This is a genomic window from Frondihabitans sp. GW821-FHT04F02 (assembly GCF_059420045.1).
The window spans coordinates 307,557-327,799 of the sequence record NZ_JBWKSZ010000002.1; the positions used below are offsets into that span (position 1 = coordinate 307,557).

Annotated in this window: 17 protein-coding genes; 7 read left to right on the top strand and 10 right to left on the bottom strand. The window is 71.0% G+C overall.

All coding sequences use genetic code 11. From position 1 onward, the window contains the following. Positions 1-46 precede the first annotated feature (46 nt). The 3 genes from AC07TY_RS06635 to AC07TY_RS06645 all read left to right on the top strand — a co-directional run bounded on the left by AC07TY_RS06635 (position 47) and on the right by AC07TY_RS06645 (position 3,160). A complete protein-coding gene (locus AC07TY_RS06635) occupies positions 47-2,140 on the top strand; it encodes a beta-galactosidase (RefSeq protein WP_494784774.1) in 2,094 nt (697 codons plus the stop codon). Positions 2,141-2,217: 77 nt separating this feature from the next. After that, positions 2,218-2,628 carry an ester cyclase gene (locus tag AC07TY_RS06640; protein ID WP_494784775.1) on the top strand — a complete coding sequence of 137 codons (411 nt, stop codon included), beginning with the start codon at positions 2,218-2,220 and terminating at the stop codon, positions 2,626-2,628. A gap of 139 nt (positions 2,629-2,767) precedes the next feature. Beyond that, positions 2,768-3,160 (top strand): hypothetical protein, encoded by a 393-nt coding sequence (locus tag AC07TY_RS06645; RefSeq protein WP_488624716.1) that lies wholly within the window; start codon positions 2,768-2,770, stop codon positions 3,158-3,160. A 44-nt stretch (positions 3,161-3,204) separates the two neighbouring features. On the opposite strand, the gene AC07TY_RS06650 is transcribed toward AC07TY_RS06645, so the two are convergent. Further along, entirely contained in the window at positions 3,205-4,869 is a 1,665-nt protein-coding gene (locus AC07TY_RS06650; RefSeq protein WP_494784776.1) for a cation:proton antiporter, read from the bottom strand. Between the two features lie 134 nt (positions 4,870-5,003). Here AC07TY_RS06650 and AC07TY_RS06655 point away from each other — a divergent pair, with 134 nt between their 5' ends. Next, positions 5,004-6,299, top strand: a complete 1,296-nt coding sequence (locus AC07TY_RS06655; RefSeq protein ID WP_199738225.1) for an NAD(P)/FAD-dependent oxidoreductase — start codon at positions 5,004-5,006, stop codon at positions 6,297-6,299. 238 nt (positions 6,300-6,537) lie between these two features. Here the strand turns inward: AC07TY_RS06655 and AC07TY_RS06660 are convergent, their stop codons facing one another. Together AC07TY_RS06660 and AC07TY_RS06665 are read right to left on the bottom strand one after the other, a co-directional pair. Then, positions 6,538-7,608 (bottom strand): Rv2578c family radical SAM protein, encoded by a 1,071-nt coding sequence (locus AC07TY_RS06660; protein WP_494784777.1) that lies wholly within the window; start codon positions 7,606-7,608, stop codon positions 6,538-6,540. Between the two features lie 279 nt (positions 7,609-7,887). Then, a complete protein-coding gene (locus AC07TY_RS06665; protein ID WP_123505504.1) occupies positions 7,888-8,214 on the bottom strand; it encodes a HepT-like ribonuclease domain-containing protein in 327 nt (108 codons plus the stop codon). Between the two features lie 150 nt (positions 8,215-8,364). Here AC07TY_RS06665 and AC07TY_RS06670 point away from each other — a divergent pair, with 150 nt between their 5' ends. Continuing rightward, positions 8,365-8,721, top strand: coding sequence for a PRC-barrel domain-containing protein (locus AC07TY_RS06670; protein ID WP_123505503.1), 357 nt, complete (start codon positions 8,365-8,367; stop codon positions 8,719-8,721). Between the two features lie 101 nt (positions 8,722-8,822). Here AC07TY_RS06670 and AC07TY_RS06675 read toward each other — a convergent pair whose 3' ends face one another. Further along, a complete protein-coding gene (locus AC07TY_RS06675) occupies positions 8,823-11,474 on the bottom strand; it encodes a phosphoenolpyruvate carboxylase (protein ID WP_488624713.1) in 2,652 nt (883 codons plus the stop codon). A 106-nt stretch (positions 11,475-11,580) separates the two neighbouring features. Here AC07TY_RS06675 and AC07TY_RS06680 point away from each other — a divergent pair, with 106 nt between their 5' ends. Further along, a complete protein-coding gene (locus AC07TY_RS06680; protein ID WP_494784778.1) occupies positions 11,581-11,982 on the top strand; it encodes a hypothetical protein in 402 nt (133 codons plus the stop codon). Between the two features lie 5 nt (positions 11,983-11,987). On the opposite strand, the gene AC07TY_RS06685 is transcribed toward AC07TY_RS06680, so the two are convergent. The 3 genes from AC07TY_RS06685 to AC07TY_RS06695 all read right to left on the bottom strand — a co-directional run bounded on the left by AC07TY_RS06685 (position 11,988) and on the right by AC07TY_RS06695 (position 15,572). Beyond that, positions 11,988-13,370, bottom strand: coding sequence for an aldehyde dehydrogenase family protein (locus tag AC07TY_RS06685; RefSeq protein ID WP_494784779.1), 1,383 nt, complete (start codon positions 13,368-13,370; stop codon positions 11,988-11,990). Positions 13,371-13,469: 99 nt separating this feature from the next. Then, complete coding sequence (locus AC07TY_RS06690; protein ID WP_494784780.1) at positions 13,470-14,183, bottom strand: DUF4184 family protein; 714 nt, start codon at positions 14,181-14,183, stop codon at positions 13,470-13,472. 87 nt (positions 14,184-14,270) lie between these two features. After that, positions 14,271-15,572: an NtaA/DmoA family FMN-dependent monooxygenase gene (locus AC07TY_RS06695; protein WP_488624709.1), complete on the bottom strand. Its 1,302-nt coding sequence runs from the start codon at positions 15,570-15,572 to the stop codon at positions 14,271-14,273. Positions 15,573-15,680: 108 nt separating this feature from the next. Here AC07TY_RS06695 and AC07TY_RS06700 point away from each other — a divergent pair, with 108 nt between their 5' ends. Continuing rightward, the gene (locus AC07TY_RS06700) at positions 15,681-16,310 is read left to right on the top strand and encodes a polysaccharide deacetylase family protein (protein WP_494784781.1); all 630 of its coding nucleotides are present in this window, start codon (positions 15,681-15,683) and stop codon (positions 16,308-16,310) included. Between the two features lie 8 nt (positions 16,311-16,318). Here AC07TY_RS06700 and AC07TY_RS06705 read toward each other — a convergent pair whose 3' ends face one another. The 3 genes from AC07TY_RS06705 to AC07TY_RS06715 are packed head-to-tail and all read right to left on the bottom strand — an operon-like array spanning position 16,319 to position 20,243. Next, positions 16,319-17,638 (bottom strand): NtaA/DmoA family FMN-dependent monooxygenase, encoded by a 1,320-nt coding sequence (locus AC07TY_RS06705; RefSeq protein WP_494784782.1) that lies wholly within the window; start codon positions 17,636-17,638, stop codon positions 16,319-16,321. Continuing rightward, positions 17,638-18,939 carry an NtaA/DmoA family FMN-dependent monooxygenase gene (locus tag AC07TY_RS06710; protein ID WP_494785044.1) on the bottom strand — a complete coding sequence of 434 codons (1,302 nt, stop codon included), beginning with the start codon at positions 18,937-18,939 and terminating at the stop codon, positions 17,638-17,640. Before AC07TY_RS06710 ends, AC07TY_RS06705 begins: the two co-directional genes overlap by 1 nt. Positions 18,940-18,959: 20 nt before the next feature. Then, positions 18,960-20,243 (bottom strand): NtaA/DmoA family FMN-dependent monooxygenase, encoded by a 1,284-nt coding sequence (locus tag AC07TY_RS06715; protein ID WP_494784783.1) that lies wholly within the window; start codon positions 20,241-20,243, stop codon positions 18,960-18,962.

Sequence of the window (20,243 nt, forward strand, 5' to 3'; positions counted from 1 at the left end):
AGTGCAGCCTCTGCGCGCGCGCAGTTCGACGACGAATGAGAGCACGATGTCTTACACCCCGAAGCAGGTCCTGTTCGGCGCGGCGTATTACCACGAGTACCAGCCGACGCCGCGACTGAAGCAGGACTTCGACGAGATGAAGGCGGCGGGCTTCAGCGTCATCCGCATCGGCGAGTCGGTCTGGTCGACGTGGGAGCCCGAAGACGGCGTCTTCGACCTCGAGTGGATCACCCCCGTGCTCGACGCCGCCGCCGAGTACGGCATCGGCGTGATCCTCGGGACGCCGACCTACGCGATCCCGCCGTGGCTGCAGCGCCGCTACCCCGAGCTGAACGTCGAGATCGCCACGGGCAAGCCGTTCGGCTGGGGCATGCGCCAGGAGATCGATGTCACGCACGCCGCGTTCCGGTTCCATGTGGAGCGCGTCGTCCGGAAGATCCTCGAGCGCCACGCGTCGCACGAGGCGATCATCGGCTTCCAGGTCGACAACGAGCCCGGCGCCTGGGTCATCCACAACCACGACGCGTTCGAGCGCTTCCGCGACCATCTCCGCAAGAAGTACGGCACCGTCGAGACGCTGAACGAGACCTGGGGCCTGACGTACTGGTCGCACCGGCTCACCGACTGGAGCGACCTCTGGCGCCCCGACAGCAACTTCCTCCCGCAGTACGACCTCGCGTGGCGGCTCTTCCAGGCCGACCTCCTGACCGAGTACATGGCCTGGCAGACCGCGATCGTCGACGAGTACGCGGGCGACCGCTTCGTCATGACCTGCATGTCGTACACGCGCCCGACGATCCGCGACGACGCCATCGGGGAGATGATGACGGTCACGGCGGGCAACCCGTACTTCAAGGCGCAGGACGCCCTGACCCTCCCCGACTCCGAGATCAAGCCGCAGACGTGGTGGACCCAGGGCACCTGGGGTCTCTACCACTCGGCCGACTGGATGTACGGCACCCGCCACGAGCCGTTCCTCGTCACCGAGGTCGGCGCGGGCTCGATCGGCTTCTCGTCGATGAACCACCCCGCCTACCCCGGCCAGCGCCGCCAGAGCGCCTGGGCGCTCATCAGCCGCGGCGCGCAGATGATCGAGTACTGGCACTGGCACACGCTCCACTTCGGCCCGGAGACCTACTGGGGCGGCGTCCTCCCGCACAGCGAGAAGCCGGGGCGCACGTACCGCGAGATCGCTGCGCTCGGCTCGGAGCTGCAGGAACTCGGCGACCGCATCGTCGGCCTCACCCCCGACGCGCACGTCGGCCTCCTCTACGACCACGCCTCCAAGTGGGCCTTCGAGAAGTTTGGACCTCTGGCCGGCCCCGGCGGCTGGCCCATCAACGACTCCTACTCGCCGCTCGTCGAGGCGTTCGAGCGAGGCGCCTTCGACGCGGGGCTGCAGACCCGGCTCTTCCACACGTCGGTCATCCTCGACTTCGACCCCGCGGTCATCGCCGCCGAGATCCCGGTGTTCGTGGCGACCGCCTACTACGTGGCCGACGACGCCGTGCTGGCGTGGCTGCGCGACTACGCAGCCGCCGGCGGCCACCTGATCGTCGGACCCCGCACCGGGTACGCCGACCTCGAGGCCCGCGCCCGGCTCGAGGTCGCACCGGGCGGGCTCGCCGACGTCGCGGGGGCCTGGTACGACGAGTACACCAACGTCGAGGCGCCGGTTCCTGTCGTCGCAGTCGCCGGTTCGTGGCTCGAGCTGCCCGACGACGCCGCGGCGGTCGAGTGGATCGAGGCGTACGAGGCCACCGACGCCACCGTCCTCGCCCGCTACGACCACCCGCACCACGGCAGCTACGCCGCCGTCACCACCAAGGAGCTCGGCTCGGGCCGAGTCACCACCGTCGGCGCACTGCCGAACCCTCCGTTCGCGCAAGGCCTCTTCGCCTGGGCGGGCGAGATCGGCTCCGCCCGGCCGTGGCGTCCCGCCGCCGGCTCCGTGCGCGTGCACTCGGCCGTCAACGAGGCCGGGGAGCGCCTCCACGTCGTGCAGAACTGGTCGTGGACGCCCGCCTCGGTCGAGCTGCCCTTCGCGGCGGCCGACCTCCACTCCGGCGACGCGCTCGAGGCCGGCGCGGCCCTGTCGCTCGGCGCCTGGGACGTCCGCGTGGTGGTGACCCCCGCCTAGCCGAGTGGCGCGCGCGTACCCCGGGCGTTGACTGGCGGGGTGCGCGCCGTCCGGGCGCGCCGGAGAGGAGAACCGGCATGGCAACGGAGATCACGGAAGGCGGCGAGGCCACCCTCGCAGCGATCGGGCGCATGCGCGACCAGTCGCTGGAGCTCGGCGAGAGGTTCGACGTCGACTTCGCCGACCACGACCCGGCCGAGGGGCAGCCTGCCGGCGGCGGCGGCATCGCCTGGTTCTGGGAGACGTTCGGGAAGTCGTTCTCGGACATCGATCACGACGTCGTCGAGACGATCGCGACGCCCACGAAGTTCATCACCATCACCGACCTGTCTGGCACCCACACCGGCGACTTCATGGGGCACGCTGCGACCGGCAAGCGCTTCACCGTGCGCAACGTGCAGGTGATCGGGTTCGCCGACGGCAAGGCCCGCGACCGCTGGGGCTCGACGGACGTCCTGGGGATCCTGCAGCAGCTCGATCTCCTGTAGCGACGGGTCTGCTCCCGGGTGCCGCCGGGGCTATCACCCGGTCGGGTGGCACCAGAACGTGGAGGCGCGGGAGAGGCGCCCGCGACCCTAGCCTTGCCGCGAGGGCGGAACGCCGACCCTCACGGGAGAGGGGTCGCGCATGGACGGCAGCAACGGACTGGTTCGCGGAGTTCCTGCGTACACGTGGTCTCTGGCCTTCGTGCTCGCCGGAGCGATGACGGTGCTCGGTCTCGTCTCCCTCGTGGGCGCCCTGCTGTCCGTCGCCACCACCGGTCAGCCCGACCTCAGCGTCACGGTGGCGCCCGTCGTCGTCCTCGCGCTGGGCCTCACCGGCCTGCCGCTGTGCCGGATCGCGCTGCCCCGGGTGGCCGCGCGCGAGGCCGAGGCGGGGTACACGACCGTCCCGCTGCTGTCGGGCGATCTGCCTCTGCGCGACCCGCGCGACGGCCGCACGCTGCTCGCAGCCGGTGCCACCGTGCCGCGCTCGTACCGCGTCAGCCTGCGGCCGGCGCGCCGGCTCGCGCACGCCTAGGCGCTCGCTGGCTGTGCCGCGTGAGTCAAGCGACCCGCGTCGGCTCAGCCGTTCGGGCCGCCGCGCAGGTCGATGCTGATCTGATCCGCGTCGAGCACGACCAGGGAGCTCTGCAGGATCTCGGCGTCGAATGTGCCGTCGTCGCGGGCGTCGAGCAGTGCGTTCCGCTGCGCCTGCAGGACGGCGAGCCGCGTCTCCTTGTCGACGAAGTCGCCGCGCTGGTAGCCCGTCATCAGCGGCGCCGACGCCTCCTGCATCAGCGTCATGATCTTGGTGCGCTCCGCCGTCTCGTCGGCCGGGTTCGTCGTCGCGGGCGCCAGTCGCTTCACGAGCCAGCCGATGCTGCCGCCCTGGAGGAGCAGCGACCCCGTTGCGACGGCGAAGGCGATGAACACCAGGAGGTTGCGGTGAGGGGCGTCCTCCGGGAGCGTCTGGGCCGCCGCGACGGTGATGGCGCCGCGCATGCCCGCCCAGACGAGGATCGTGCCCTCCTTCCAGCCGAGCGGCGCCTGCAGGTAGTACTCGATGTCGGCCAGAGCCCGCACCAGTCGCGTGCGCATCATGCCGAGGCGCGTGGGGTCCTGTCTCGCCTTCTCGAAGCGCTCCTGACCGGCGCGGCTCGCTCCGCGTCGCGATCCGTCGGTGATCGCCAGAGGCTCACCGCTGTCGATCTGGCCCTGCATGGTCGTGAAGCGGTCTTTCGACTTCGCCATCCGCGCGGCCCGCTTCTTCAGGCCGTTCAGCAGCAGGCTCAGGTAGAGCGCTCGCACGCCGAGCGTGATGACGAACGCGCCGGCCGCGATCAGCAGCGCCAGCGGGACGCCGACGCTGTCCTCGTGCACGTCGCTCAGGATGCGGGAGAGCTGGAGCCCCATCGTCAGGAACAGCGCGCCTTCGAGGACGAGCTCGACCGTCCTCCAGTTCTGTGCGTCCGACAGGCGATGCTGCGGGCTGAGGACGCGCGGCGCACCCCGCCCCGTCACCAGCCCGGCCACCACCGCTGCGACGAGTCCGGACGCTCCCAGCGCCTCGGTCGGCAGTGCGGCGATGAACGGCACGGCGAAGCCGATCACCGTGTTGACCGTGGCGTCCTGAACCCGCTTGCGCACGAGCAGGTTGACCTTGCCCACAGCGAAGCCGATGGCGACGGCGACCAGGACCGCGTAGGCGAACGACCCGAGGGCGCCGATCGCCGAGAACGACAGGGCGACGGCGGCGACGGCCGACCGCAGGGTCACCAGGGCCGTGGCGTCGTTGAGGAGGCTCTCGCCCTCGAGGATCGAGACCACGCGCGGCGAGACGCCCAGCTTCTTGATGATCGACGTGGCCACGGCGTCGGTGGGGCTCACGACCGCGCCGAGGGCGATCGCCCAGGCCAGCGGCAGGTCGGGGATCGCCCACGCGAAGAACAGGCCGAGCAGGAGGGAGGACGCGATCACGAGCACGACCGACAGCCCGCCGATCGCGCCGAACTCGCGCCGGAAGTTCATCGACGGCATGGACACCGACGACGAGTACAGCAACGGCGGCAGGACGCCCAGCAGCAGCCACTCGGGATCGATCGGGAGATCGGGCACGGCGGGGATGAGCCCGACGACGATTCCGAGCACGACGAGCAGGAGCGGCGTGGCGATTCCGACGCGCGGCCCGAACGCCGTCGCACCGGCGACAGCCAGCAGGCCGAGCACTCCGATGATCAGCGGTGTCATGCGTCCATTGTGGCGTCACGAGCCGTTCGTTCGCGGCGCGGCCCCGCGAGGACTACCGTTGGAGGAGCATTCGAGCGAAGACGACGAACCAGCGCCTTCGCGGCCTCCTCGTTCGTCGCAGGGAAGAGGACCACATGGCAGAGATGCCGCACGTCGTAATCGTCGGGGGCGGGTTCGCCGGCATCGCCACCTTGAAGGCACTCAAGGACGCCCCGGTCCGCGTGACGCTGATCGACCGCCACATCTACAACATGTTCCAGCCCCTCATGTACCAGGTGGCGACCGGCGGGCTCAACGCCGGCGACGTGACGTACTTCCTGCGGAGCCTGCGCAAGTCGCAGCCCAACGCCAACTTCCAGCACGGCCTGCTGGCCAAGATCGACGACGATGCTCGCAGGATCACGCTGGCCGACGGCGAGGTCATCGCCTACGACGCTCTCGTCCTCGCGAACGGCGTGAACACCAACTACTTCGGCACGCCCGGCGCCAAGGAGTACGCGAAGTCGATGTACTCGCGGTCGCAGGCGCTCCGCATCCGCGACGAGCTGTTCACGCAGCTCGAGAAGGCGGCGCTCCGCGAAGACACCTCCGAGGTGCGCGTCGTGATCGTCGGCGGCGGCTCCACCGGCGTCGAGATGGCCGGCGCGCTCGCCGAGCTGCGCGACCAGGCGCTCATCCACGCCTACCCCGAGATCGACCGCAAGAGCATCACCATCACGCTCGTGCACCGCTCCGGCGAGCTGCTCAAGCCGTTCGCGGCGCGCCTGCGCAAGTACGCGGCGTCGTCCCTCCGCAAGCGCGGCGTCGAGCTCCGCCTGAACACGGGCGTCGCCGAGGTGCAGAAGCACGGCGTCGTGACGGCCGACGGCGAGTTCATCCCCGCCGAGCTCGTCATCTGGGCCACCGGCGTCACGGCCCACGGCGAGGTCAACGACTGGGGTCTCGAGCAGGGCAGCGGCGGGCGCATCGTCGTCGGCTCCGACCTGCGCGTGAAGGGCCACGACCGCATCTTCGCCGTCGGCGACATCGCGCTCACGCCCAAGCCCCTCGACCAGCTCGCCCAGCCGGCCCTGCAGGGCGGGGTGCACGTCGCCGAGCAGATCCAGCGCATCCTCGCCGGCAAGCCCACCAAGAGCTTCAAGTACCACGACCGCGGCACCATGGCGACGATCGGCCGTCACGCCGCTGTCGCCCAGCTGCGCGGCGGGATCACCCTCACCGGCGTGCTCGCCTGGTACACGTGGATCGTCATCCACATCTACAGCCTGCTCGGCAACAGCAACCGCATCACCACGATGGCGCACTTCATCTCGCGCTACGCCTTCTTCGCCTACCGGAAGGCCGTGCCGATCGTCGGCGACGTGCGCCCGGTGCGCAAGCACGGCGACCGCGTCGAGGAGATCCCGGCTACCACTGACGCGCGCGGGTAGGTCCGTGCCCTCCTGGTACGACCGCGCAGAGCGCGTTCGTGCCGGGGGCGCGGGCCTGCTGGTGCCTGTCTGGCGCCTTCGGCGCGGGTCCGTGCCCTCCTGGTCCGACCGTGCAGGGCGCGGGGTGCCGGGGGTGCGGGCCTACTGGTGCTTGTCTGGCGCCTTCGGCGCGGGTCTGTGCCCTCCTGGTCCGACTGCGCAGGGCGCGTTCGTGCCGGGGGCGCGGGCCTGCGTCGGGTCAGAAGAGGGTGGGGGCCGGAGGGTCGGCGGGAGCGGGCGCGCGACGACGGCCGTGCAAGCCGAAGAGATCGCGCGTGGCCGGGCCCGGGACGGGCAGCCCGTGTCGGCGCAGTGAGGCTCGCGCTCGGTCGTACACGAGTTCCTGGTACCCCTTCGACGCGTGCGTGCCGCCCGAGTAGAGCCTGCGGTAGCCGTCGAGGAGGTGCGGGCGCTCGCGCTCGATCCAGCTCAGGTAGAGCTCCTTCACGCCCGGCTGCAGGTAGAGCAGCGACGGCAGCACATTGGTCGCGCCCGCGTCGGCGAGTGCGCCCATCAGGTCGTCGACCTGCTCGGCGGAGTCGGTCAGCCCCGGCAGCAGGGGCGCTGCGAAGACCGTGCAGTCGAGGCCGGCGTCGCGGATCGCGCGGACGGTGGCGAGTCTCGCCGTGGCAGACGGTGTGCCCGGCTCGATGGAGGACTGCAGGTCGTCGTCGAGAACGGCGATGGACATGCCCAGCTGCACGTCGACGCGCTCGGACGCTCTCACGAGGCGGTCGAGGTCGCGACGGATGAGGGAGCCCTTCGTGAGGATCGAGAAGTCGACCCCGGCGTCGGCGAGCGCGTCGATGATGCCCGGCATGAGCGCGTACCGGCCCTCGGCCCGCTGGTAGGGGTCGGTGTTCGTGCCCATGGCCACCCGCTCGGGCAGCTCGCGCTTGCGCGCCAGCTCGGAGCGGAGCACCTCGGCGACGTTTGTCTTGACGACGATCTGCGTGTCGAAGTCGTCGCCGAGCCCCATGCCGAGGTGCTCGTGCGTCGGGCGCGCGTAGCAGTAGACGCAGGCGTGGGAGCAGCCGCGGTACGGGTTGATGGTCCACTCGCCGGGCAGCACCTTGGCCGTCATCGGCACGTGATTGAGCGCCGACTTGCTGAGCACCTCGTGGAACGTGATGCCCTGGAACTCGGGCGTGCGGACACTCCGGACGAGCCCGCTGACGCGCTCCAGGCCGGGCAGGGCGCCGGGCGCGCTGGCATCGATGCGCTGACCCGCCCACCGGAGGCCGCTCTGCTGAAGTGCTGCGTCGTTCACGCCGCGACCCTACGGCGCCCCACCGACATTCGCGCTGCTCGTGCGCGCGGCTCGAGTCCGCACCACGTCGTGCGCTCCCGCCGGCCAGGCCTGCGAGGTGGCCGTCGGTGTCGGCTCGCGCCTGCGGACCCGACGCCGGGGGCCATCTCGCCGAGTCGCGCGCGGGGGCTGCGCGCCGGCCAGCGCGGCGAGGTGGCCGTCGGTGTCGGCTCGGGCCCGCGGACCCGACGCCGGGGGCCATCTCGCCGAGTCGCGCGCGACGCCCCCGCACCGACGCAGCTAGAGCGACCCCAGCAGCCGCTCCGCCGCGGCCCGCAGCACGGGCACCTCGGTGCGCGCGGTCTCGAGCACGACGTCGCGCGACTTCGCCGAGTACCGGTGCAGCACGCGGGATCGGATGTGCGAGATCTCCTTCCACGGCACGCTCGGCTCGCGCTTGCGGGTGGCCGACTCGAGCCCGTGGACGGCCTCGCCGATCTCGACCAGCCGCATGCGGATCGCGTCGAACGCGAGGTCGGGGTCGACGCCGTCGCGCGCCAGATAGTCGGCGATGATCTCGCAGGCTGTCACGATCTCGCCGAGGCGGGTGCTGTCGTCGCGGCTCACCGGCCGGCGCCAATCGGGGTCACGTCACTGACTGTAGCGGGCGAGGTGGATGAAGCGGGCCAGAGCCGTGAACACGGTGCGACGGGGAGGTGTCCGAGCGACTACCGTCGTCTACAGGAGCCGGATTCACCGGCCCGACGAGGAGGCACCGTGTTCGAAGCCGAGAACCTGCGCGATTGGATCGGCCTCGCGGTCGTCGACCAGAGCGACGACAAAGTCGGGACGCTCGAGAGCGTCTACTTCGACACGTCCACCGACAAGCCCGCATTCGCCACGGTCGAGTCGGGCGTGCTCGGCGGCAAGAAGCTGATCTTCGTACCGCTCGACGGCGCGGTCGTCGCCCCCAAGCACCTGAAGGTGCAGTTCGGCAAGAAGCTGATCAAGGAGGCCCCGTTCATCGCCACCGACGGCGAGCTGCAGGCCTCTGACGAGCCCGCGATCTTCGCGCACTACGAGCTGCCGTACGCCACGGGCAGCGGCGGCGAGCGTCGGCTCGGGCGGCGCTGACCGCGAGTTCCTGCGCCCGTATCCGACGCGAGAGCGGCCGGCCCGGTGTTCGACGTTAGTCGGATCCCGGACCGGCCGCTCTCTGTTCGCGCCTGGCCCGATCAGCCCGTGTTCTGCAGGCCGGCGGCGATCCCGTTGACGCTGAGCAGCAGGAGGCGGTGGTCGGCGTCGGCCGGGTCTTTCTCGACGGAGCGGCGGATTCCGCGGAGGGCGCGCAGCTGCAGCAGCGACAGCGCGTCGACGTAGGGGCTGCGAAGGCGCACCGCGCGGCTCAGGACGGGCCGGCCGCCGAGCACGTCGTCGGAGCCGCTCGTCGCGAGCACCCACTGGCGGGTGAGCGCCATCTCGTCCATGACGGCAGCCGTGAGGTCGTCGCGATCGGCGAGGGCGAGGTACTGGCGGGCGATGGTCTCGTCGGTCTTGGCCAGCGACATCTCGACGTTCTTGATCATCGCGGCGAACAGCGGCCAGTTCGCGAAGGCATCGCGCAGGATCTCGACATCGCCGACGGCGGCCAGCGCCGAGCCGAGTCCGTACCAGCCGGCGAGGTTGATCCGCGCCTGCGACCAGGCGAACACCCAGGGGATGGCGCGGAGGTCTTCGAGCGACGACACCGACAGGCCACGGCGGGCCGGGCGGGAGCCGAGGGCGAGGAGGCCGATCTCCTCCATCGGGGTGACCTGGGCGAACCACTGCGCGAAGCCGTCGGCCTTGACCAGGCCGAAGAAGCGCTCGCGCGAGGCGGCGTCCATCGTCTCGGCCAGGGCGCCGTAGCGCGTGGCGGCGTCGGCGTTGAGCTTCTCGTTCGACGGGCTCGACGCCATCAGGGTCGCGGCCGCCATCTGCTCGATGTGGCGGGCGGCGATGGTCTTGTTGCCGTACTGGGCGAAGATGACCTCGCCCTGCTCGGTGATCTTGAAGCGGCCGGCGACCGATCCGGGCGGCTGCGCCATCACGGCCTCGTTGGCCGGCCCGCCGCCACGGCCCATCGCACCGCCGCGGCCGTGGAAGAGGGTCAGCTCGATGTCGTTCTCGGCGGCCCAGTCCGAGATGCGGGCCTGCGCGTCGTAGAGCGCGAACGTCGCCGAGACCGGCCCGACGTCTTTCGACGAGTCGGAGTAGCCCAGCATGACCTCGACCGTGCGGCCGGTCGCGTCGAGCCGCTCGCGGTACGACGGCGACTCGAGGATCTCGGTGAGGATGCGCGTGCTGTTGTCGAGGTCGGCGAACGTCTCGAACAGGGGGATGACGTCGAGGACGGGTGCGGCCTCCTTCGATCCGAGCGCCGCCTCGGCGAGCGAGAAGACGTTCTCGAGGTCGTCGGACGACTGCGTGAACGACACGATGTAGCGGGCGGCTCCGCGGCGGCCGAAGCGCTCCTGCAGGCCCTTGATCGTCTTGAAGACCTCGAGCACCTCGAGGGTCATCTCGCTCAGCTCGCCGCCGGCGCGGATCTCGGCCAGGGCCGTGCGGTGCACCTGCGAGTGCTGGCGCACCTCGAGCTCGGCCAGGTGGAAGCCGAACGTCTCGACCTGCCAGACGAGGTTCTGGAGCTCGCCGTTCGCGGCGCGGTGGGCGCCGGCCGCGCGGAGCGACGCCTGGATCGTGCGGATCTCGTCGAGCAGGACCTCGGGCGAGCCGTAGGCCAGGGGGCCGCCCTTGCGGGTGGCGCGGATGCGGGCGGCGATGAAGAGCAGCACTCGGCGGTGCGTCTCGCCGGGGGAGCGGATGCCGATCCGGCTCGCGAGGGCCTCGTCGAGGGCGTGCTGCGAGTCGGCCAGGGCCTGGAGCCCGGCGTCGGGCGGGGTGTCGGCCTCGTCGAGCGTGAGGGTCGAGCCGATGCGCGAAGCGGCCCGCGAGAGGCCCAGCAGGACGTGCTCCGAGGCGATCTCGGCGGCCTGCCGGGTGACGTCGGCCGTGACGTGCGGGTTGCCGTCGCGGTCGCCGCCGATCCAGCTCGAGAGGCGCAGGAAGGCGGGGGCCACCGGCGGGGTCGAGCCGGCCGCGTCGCCCTGGAGGCGGTCGTCGAGCAGGCGGTAGACGCGAGGCACGATCTCGAACAGGGTCTGGTCGAACACGTTCATCGCCGTGCGGACCTCGTCGAGCGGGGTCGGGCGGGTCGTGCGGATGGGCGACGTGCGCCAGAGCGTGTCGACCTCCTCGAGCAGGCGACGCTCGATGTCGCCGGTCTCGATGTCGTTCTGACTCGAGTCGCGGGCCTCGAGCAGATCGCTGATGCGGCGGATGGCCGACGCCACGGCGCGGCGGCGGGCCTCGGTCGGGTGCGCGGTCAGCACCGGCTGGAAGCGGAGGTTCTGCAGGCGGTCGGCCGCGGCCTCCGCGCCGACCTCCTCGGTGAGCTGGTCGAGCGTCGCCGGCAGCGAGTCCGACGCGTCGCCGGCCGCCGAGCCGCGGCGCTTGAGGACGCGCACGCGGTGGTGCTCCTCGGCGAGGTTCGACAGGTGGAAGTAGCAGGTGAAGGCGCGGGCGACCTGCTCCGCGCGCTCCTGGTCGAGGTCGTCGACGAAGCCCTGGGCGGTCTCGACGGCCTCCTGGCCCTCGTAGGCGCCGATGACCGCGAGGCGGACGCGCTCGACGTCGGCGAACAGACCCTCGCCGCCCGACTCGCGGAGCACGCGGCCGAGCAGGTTGCCGAGATAGCTGACGTCTTCGCGCAGATGGGCGTCGACGGCCTCGCGGATGTCGTCGCGGCTCGAGCCGGGCTGGCGACGGGCACCTTCGAACGTGGTCATGGCAGATCCCTTCGGAGGTGTCGGGTGGTCACCCTCAATAGTTACCAGAGTTTGGCAGACCGTTACGCCGCGAGAAGCCGTGTTCCAGGTGTGACATTCTGTGTGCATGGAACCGTACTTCCGCCCCTTCGCCGCGCTCGGCCTCGTCCTCCTGCTCGCCGGGTGCACGACGGGCGCAGGAACCCCGGGGCGTCCCCTCGGCGCCTACCTCGGGTCCCCGCTCGCCGCCGTCGACCAGTCGGTCGCTCGGCCGGAGCAGATGCGGCTCGTCGACCGCGGCGACCTTCTCGGCGCGCTCACCGTGCCCGAACCCGCCACCGCCGGATCCGCGCCCTGGACGGTCGTCGCCCTCTGCGCCGACGCCCCGCACCTGCCGTCCGCCCGCCGCGTGTCGGCCGCAGTGGTCCGCACCGGCGATCTCGACGCCCGCCTGCTCGAGCAGGTGCAGCTCGGCGTCTTCGCGGACGCCGTCGAGTGCGGCCCCGGTGAGACCCGCGCGATCCCGTGACGGGGCTAGCGGAGGCGACCGAGCACCCGCCGCACGATCGCGTCCTTGCGCGCTGTGAACGGCGGGTAGGCCACGCGCAGCGTGTCGGGGTGCAGCGGCTTCGACAGCACGGCCTTCTCGTGGCTGAACGTCACCAGACCGCGCTCGCCGTGGTACGCGCCCATGCCGCTGGCGCCCACCCCGCCGAACGGCAGCCCGGGCACGGCGAGATGAGCCGACGGAGCCCCGAACGACACCGCGCCCGACGAGGTCTCGCGGAGGAGCCGGCGGCGCGCGCCGGCCGATTCCGTGAACGCGTAGAGGGCGAGGGGCTTCGCGCCCGCGCGGATGTGGGCGATGGCCCCGTCGAGGTCGGGCACCTCGACGACGGGGAGGATCGGGCCGAAGATCTCCTGCTGCATAACCGGGTCCGTCGGGCGGATGCCGGTGAGGACGGTCGGCGGGAAGAAGCGCGACGAGCGGTCGGGCTCGCCGACGGCGGCCGCGGTTCCTGCGCCCATCAGCCCTTCGAGCCGTTCGAACTGGGAGTCGGAGACGATCCTCCCGTAGCTGTCGCTCTGCGCCGGGTCGGCGCCGTAGAACTGCCGCACCGACTGCCCGATGAAGTCGCCGAGCCGCTTCGTCAGGTCGGGCGTCGTCAGTACGTAGTCGGGCGCGACGCAGGTCTGGCCGGCGTTCATGAACTTGCCCCAGGCGATCCGCCGCGCGGCCGCGCGCAGGTCGGTGGAGCCGTCGACCCACACCGGCGACTTGCCGCCGAGCTCCAGCGTCGTCGGGGTCAGGTGCTCCGCCGCCGCCCGGGCGACGATGCGGCCGACGCGCTCGCCGCCGGTGAAGAAGATGTGGTCGAAGCGCTCGCGCAGCAGCTCGGTGGTCTCGTCGGCGCCGCCGGTGACCACGGCGACGGCCTCTGGCAGGAACTCCGGCAGAAGCGAGTGCAGCACGGCCGCCGTGGCCGGCGCCAGCTCGCTGGGTTTCAGCACCGCCGTGTTGCCGGCTGCCAGAGCCGCCACCAGCGGGTCGAGGCTGAGCTGCACCGGGTAGTTCCAGGGCGCGATGATCAGGACGACTCCCAGCGGCTCCCTCACCACGGTCGCCGTGGCGGGGGCCACCAGCAGCGGCACGGGGTGCCGCTTCGGCTTGAGCCACGACCGCAGGTGCCTCAGGGTGTGATCGATCTCGGCGACCACGACGTCGATCTCGGTGAGCCGCGCCTCGTCGGGATGCTTGCGGAGGTCGTCGTGCAGGGCGCGCTCGAAGTCGGCGCCGCGGTCGACGAGCATGCGCCGGAGGGCTCGGAGCTGGGCGAGCCGCCAGTCGAGGGGTGCCGTGACACGCGAGTCGAAGGTGGCGCGCAGGCGGGCGACGGTGTCAGCGGCTTCGGTCATGCCCCATCCTGGCACCGGCCGCACCGGCCGCACTGGCCGCACTGGCCGCACTGGCCGCACCGGCAACGCGGCCCGTACGCGGGCATGCGGCGCCTCGGATCAGCTGCTCGCGCGGCCGAGGCGGGTCACCAGGGCGGCGCCGACCAGCAGGAGCGCCGCGGCTGACGTCGCCATGGTGACGCCGCCGACCACGGCCGGCCGAATGTCGACGGAGAGCAGAAGGCCGAGCCCGGTCGTGCTGCCCCCGATGGCGACGCAGGCGACCATGCCCGCTGTCCACCACGCCCAGGAGGCTCCCCGTGCGTCGGTGGTCGTCGGCGCGCGGCGAAGCCATCGAGCGCCGAGAGCTCCGAGCCCGGCGAGACCTGCGAGTGACGATGCGTACTGCAGCCACTGGTGAGCGGGGAGTCCGACGACCTCCGCTCTGAGGGCCGGCAGGGCGACGACGGCCGCTCCGGACGCGTGCGTGAAGGAGTCCCAGGCGAGGTGGCTCGCGACGCCCGCCACGCAGCCCGCGACCAGGATCGCCGGAGGCGCGGCGGCCGTCCGGCCGGGGACGCGCCGCGCCAGAGGGCGGGGGAGCAGTCGAGGCAGGACCGGGACCAGCACGAGGCGCCAGATCACGAGCAGCCCCAGGGCGATCGGGAGGGACGCCCAGATCGCACCGAGGGCGGAGTGGGTGATGTCGTAGTCGAGCCAGCGCGCGAACAGTGGAAGATCGGGCGCCATGGCGCCGCACGCCACGGCTGCGAGGGGCAGCCGCGCCCGGGCGAGCAGGGGAGCGATGATCGCGTGGCTGAGCGTGTACGGCATCGCCGTATATTACATTCGCGAGCCTGGGGGGAGCTGCCAGCCAGGGGGCGGCGGCGGCGCGGTGGGGGCTGCGGGCTCGGCCGAGTGTCAGAAGGCGAGCAGGTTCTCCTTGAAGGTGCCGAACTCGTACTCGGTGCGGGCGAGGCCGCGCCGCTGCATCTCGGGTACGAGGCCGTCGACGATCTCGGCGACCGACTGGCGGCTCAGTGCGCCCGAGAACAGGAAGCCGTCGCCGCCGACCTCCTCCATGACCTCCTCCATCTGCCTCGCGACGGTCGCCGGCGAGCCGACGAACGGCACGGCGTTCAGCGACGGCATCGAGGCGAGCTCGCGCAGGGTCGCATCGGGCTTGCCCTTCTTCAGGAACGCCTCGAGCGTGGTGCGGTGCCCGTTCGTCGTGATCGCGGGCGGCACCTCGTCGAGCGCGAACTGCGTGAAGTCGACGTTGGTGAGGGCGCTCAGATGGGCGAGCGCGAGCTCGAGGCCGGCATCGCTCGGCACGGCGCGGCGAGCGGCCTTCGCCTGCGCGAGCTCGTCGGTCTCGTCGAGCACGGGCGTGACGACGTAGAGCACCTTGATGTCGTCGGGGTTCCGCCCCGCCTCGACGGCCTTCTGGCGGATGTCGTCGCGGTACTGCTTCATCTCGGCCACGCCGGTGGCCGAGCAGATGATCGTGTTGGCGTGCTTCGCGGCGAATGCGCGGCCCCGGGGGCTGCCGCCGGCCTGGCAGAGCGCGGGCTGACGCTGCGGGCCGGGCATCGCGTTGAGCGGACCGCGCACCTTGAAGAAGGCGCCCTCGTGGTGGATGGGGTGCACCTTCGTGTGGTCGGCGAAGACGCCGGTCTCGCGATCGCGGACGAGCGCGCCCTCGTCCCACGAGTCCCACAGCTTCTTCACGACGCCGACGTACTCGTCGGCCATCTCGTAGCGCTGATCGTGCTCGTAGAGCTCGTCGAGGCCGAAGTTCTGGGCGGCGAGGTCCTCGCTCGAGGTGACGACGTTCCAGCCGATCCGGCCGTGCGTGAGGTTGTCGAGGGTGGCGTACAGACGCGCCAGGATGAACGGCGGGTAGAAGCTCGTCGACGCGGTCGCGACCAGGCCGATCCGGTCGGTGTGCTCGCCCAGCTTCGCCATGAGCGGCAGCGGATCCTGCTTCGGGGCGTACATGTTGTACTTGAGGTCGGTCGCCATCGAGCCGCCGTGGACGTCCGACACCATCAGGGAGTCCTCGAACATCACGTAGTCGAACTTCGCCCGCTCCATGGCGCGGACGATGTCGACGTAGAAGTCGCCGTCGATCCAGTCCTCGCCGTTGGTCCCGTCGAACGGGCCGAGCCACGAGGGCGACGAGAAGTTCAAAAACCAGGCGAGGTGCAGTTTCTTGGGCATGCCTGGACGCTATGCGGGGCGTATTTCGCCTCCGAGTCGCCCGCGTCTCGCTTCATTTCGCAGGGGCGGCGCAATCGGCGCGCAATACGCCGCCCCTACCGTCGGGGCATGACCGAGACGACGACACTCATCCGCACCCTGCCCGACGACGCCGCTCGCGCGGGGAGCGTCGCCTGGACCATCGACGACGGCACGAACGCGGAGTCGATCCGCCGCCTCGCGCTGTTCGCCGCGGAGTCGGGGACACGGATGACGATCTTCCCGGTCGGCAGCTACCCCGGCTGGACCGAGCATGCCGAGCTCTTCGCGCCGCTCGTCGAGTCCGGCCAGATCCAGGTCGGCAACCACACCTGGTCGCACACCGAGCTGACGACGCTCACCGACGAGCAGATCGTCGACGAGCTGGAGCGCAACGAGGCGCACTTCGTCGGCCTCTGGGGCGTGTCGACGAAGCCGTACTTCCGTCCGCCGAACGGCCCGCGCGACGAGCGGACCGACGCCGCCGCAGCGAGCGCCGGCTGGACCCGCCAGGTGATGTGGTCCGGCCTCCTCGCGGAGGGGCCGGCGAAGGGGGCGCAGGAACTCCTCGCCTCCGTCGACACCGAGTTCGCCCCGGGAGCCGTCGTCATCGGCCACGTCAACTACGAGGCCATGCAGGAGGTCCTGCCCGACGTGCTGGCCAGGCTGACCGCCGCGGGCCTGGCGTCGGTCACCATCCGCGACGCCTTCGGCGCCTGACCTCGGGCTCACGCCTCCGACGTGAGCCGCTGCTTGAACGTGCCGGACGGCTGCACCGTCCGCACCAGATCGCGCCGCTGCAGCTCGGGCACGAGGCCGTCGCAGATCTGGTCGATGTAGCGGCGGGTCAGCATTCCGCCGCCGCCGGCGAACAGGAGGAACCCGTCCCCGCCGACCTCCTCGAACACCCGCTGCATCTCGTCGGCGACGGTCGCCGGTGTGCCGGCGAGGGGCACCGCCTCGAACTCGTCCGACGCTGCGGCCTCGCGCAGGGTGCGGTCGCCCGCCCACTTGCGGAAGGCATCGGTGATGCTCTTGCTCGAGTCCGTCACGATGTCCGGGAACTTCTCGTCGAGCGGGAACTGCGCCATGTCGATCTCGTCCGACATCATCAGGAGGCGGCGTCTCGCGCGCTCGTCCGTGATCTGGAAGCGCTCCTCGCGTCGGCGCCGCGCGAGCTCATCGGTCGCCTCGACGAAGGGCGAGATCATGTACAGGATCCGCACGTCGTCGGGGTTGCGGCCGAACTCGACGGCCTTCGCCCGCACCTCGTCGCGGTAGTCGCGCATCTCGTCGACGCCCTTGGCGCTCGACACGATCGTGTCGGCGTGCTTCGCGGCGAACGAGCGCCCGACCGAGCTCCCGCCGGCCTGGAAGATCGGCGGCCTGCCCTGCAGCGGCGGCAGGGCGTTGAGCGGTCCGCGGACGTCGAAGTGCGGGCCGTGGTGATCGATCGTGTGCACCTTGGTCGAGTCGACGTAGGTGCCGGTGGCGCGGTCCATGACCACAGCGTCGGCGTCCCACGACGTCCAGAGCTTCTGCACGACCTCGACGAACTCCTCGGCGATCTCGTACCGGGTGTCGTGCGCGGGCAGCTCGTCCATGCCGAAGTTCCTGCCCGCGAGCTTGCCGCCCGACACCACGACGTTCCAGCCGACCCGGCCGTCCGTCAGGTGGTCGAGCGTCGTGAGCAGCCGCGCCAGCAGGAACGGCTGGTAGAAGCTCGTCGACATCGTCGCGACGAAGCCGAGGTGCTCTGTCGCCGCCGCCAGCAGCGGGATCAGGGGAAGCGGGTCGCTCTTCGGCGCTCGGACGGTGAACTTGAGCTCGGCCTCGGCCGAGCCGCCGTAGACGTCCGAGATGTAGGTGCTGTCCTCCAGCATCATGCAGTCGAAGCCGGCGCGGTCGAGCGACCTCGCCATGTCGACGAAGAAGTCGCCGTTCATCCACTCGTCGCCGGTGGTACCCGACCACGGCTGGTTCCACGCCGGGGTCAGGAAGTTGATGAACCAGCCCAGTCGCATCCGCGTCGTCGGCGTGCTCGGCATCAGAAGGACCTCAGATTCTCTCGGAAGGTGGCGCCCTGGGGCAGGTAGTCGCTGCGGGTCAGGCCGCGGCGCTGGAGCTCAGGAACGAGGCCGTCGACGATCTCGCCGATGTAGGTGCGCGTCATCGGCCCTGACATCAGGAAGCCGTCGCCTCCGACGTATCCCATGACCTCCTCCATTCGGTCGGCGACCGACTCGACGCTGCCGACGAGGTCGACGGCGCTGATGCTCCAGCCGGCGGCGACCTCGCGGAGGGTGCGGCCGTCGTCGCCGAGCTTTAGGAACTCCGAGAGCGTCGTGCGGTGGCCGTTGGTGGTGATGTCCTGCGTCACGGGCGCGTCGAGGTCGAACTGAGAGAAGTCCACCTCGGTGAGCGCGCTCAGGTGAGCGAGGGCCTTCTCGACGTTCGTCTCAGCCTGCGCCTTCGAGGAGGCCCGGAGTTCCTGCGCCTCGGCATCGCTGGCAGCGACGAGGGGGCTCACGATGAAGAGCACCTTGATGTCGTCGGGGTCGCGCCCGGCCTCGGTGGCCAGGCGGCGGATGTCGTCGCGGAACTCCTTCATGCGCTCGGGGCCGCGCGACTGGGCGATGATCGTGTCGGCGTGCTCGGCCGCGAAGCGCTTGCCGCGCGGGCTTCCGCCGGCCTGGCAGATCACCGGCCTGCGCTGCGGGCCGGGCACCGTGTTGAGCGGGCCTCGCACCGAGTAGTACTCGCCGGAGTGGTCGATCGTGTGGACCTTGGTGTGGTCGACGTACCTGCCCGTCTCGCGGTCCTGGATGATGGCGCCGTCGTCCCAGGAGTTCCAGAGCGCGTCGACGACCTGCACGAACTCGTCGGCCCGGTCGTAGCGGCCGTCGTGCTCCTGCAGCTTGGTGCGGCCGTAGTTCTGGGCTGCGCGGTCCTCGCTGGAGGTCACGATGTTCCAGCCGGCGCGGCCGCGGCTCAGGTGGTCGAGCGTGGTCATGGTGCGGGCCAGCTGGTAGGGCGGGTAGAAGCTCGTCGACGCCGTCGCCACGATCCCGAGGCTCGTCGTCACCGCGGCGAGCAGCGGGACGAGAGCGAGGGGGTCGTGCTTCGGGGCGTACAGGTGGTGCTTCAGGTCGGCGCGCGACGACCCCTCGTAGGCGTCGGACACCATCGAGCTGTCCTCGAGCATGATGTAGTCGAACCGAGCGCGCTCCAGGGCCCGGGCGAGGTCCTGGTAGAACCTGCCGTTCGCCCAGGTCTCGCCGTTGTGGCCGGAGAATTGGCCCTCCCACGGAGGCGGGGCGAAGTTGGTGAACCAGCCCAGGTGGAACATGTCGGTCACGGATCGGCCTCTCAGAACGCTCGGAGGTTGTTTTTGAACGTGGTGTCGGCGTAGCCGTCGCGGATTAGGCCGCGGCGGCGGAGCTCGGGGGCGAGGTCGCCCGCGAAGTCGGCGACGGCGCGCGGCGTCACCGACGACCCGATCAGGAATCCGTCGCCGCCCACCTCCTCCATCACGGCCTCCATCTGGTCGGCCGCGGTCGCCGGCGAGCCGACGATCGTCAGGCTCGGCGGCAGCTGGGTGGCGATCTCGCGGAGGGTCAGGTGCTCGCGACCCTTGAAGAACGCGTCGGTCGTGGTCCGGGCGGCGTTCGTCTCGAACGCCGGGACCGGCTGGTCGAGGTCGAACGCGGCGAAGTCGATGCCCGAGGCGAACGACATGCGGGCCAGGGTCTTCGAGACGTCGGACTCCGCTTCCGCCTGCTTGCGCCGCTGCAGCTCGAGGGCGTCGTCGTGGGTGTCGCCGATGATGAAGTCGGTCAGGAACATGACCTTGACGTCGTCGGGGTTGCGGCCGTGGGCCGCGACGCGGGCGCGGATGTCCGTGCGGTACTCCGTCATCCACTCGACGGTGCCGCTGGGGGCGACGATCGTGTCGGCGTAGGTCGACGCGAACTCGCGGCCGACGGGGGAGCCGCCGGCCTGGCAGATGACCGGGAGGCGCTGCGGGCCGGGCGGGGCGTTGAGGGGTCCGCGCGTCGAGAAGTAGGTGCCCTCGTAGTCGACCTGGTGGATCTTCGTGTGGTCGGCGTAGACGCCGGCCTCCACGTCGTCCAGGACGGCGTCGTCGTCCCACGAGGTCAGCAGCGCCGTGACGGCCTTGGCCCAGTCGGTCGCGATCGCGTAGCGCTCGTCGTGCGGGTACTGCTTGTCGAGGCCGTAGTTCTGCGCGGTGCGGTCGTTGTGGCTGGTGACCAGGTTGAAGCCGACGCGGCCGTGCGACAGGTGGTCGAGCGTCGTCATGAGGCGAGCCGCGAGGAACGGCGGGTAGAACGTCGTCGTCATCGTGGCGATGATGCCGATGTGCTCCGTCGCCTGCGCGAGCAGCGGCACCAGGGCCATCGGGTCGTGCTTGGGCGCCGCGAAGGTGGTCGACAGCGAGTACTCCATCGACGAGCCGAAGGCGTCGGGGATGAAGCTGCCGTCCTCGATCATCATGTAGTCGAAGCCGGCGCGCTCAAGGGCCCTGGCGAAGTCGACGTAGGCGTCCGGGTTCGGGAAGTAGTTGCCGCGGTCGCTGTGGCCTTCGTTCCAGCCCTGCGGGTAGTAGCTGAGGAACCATCCAAGGTGGAACAC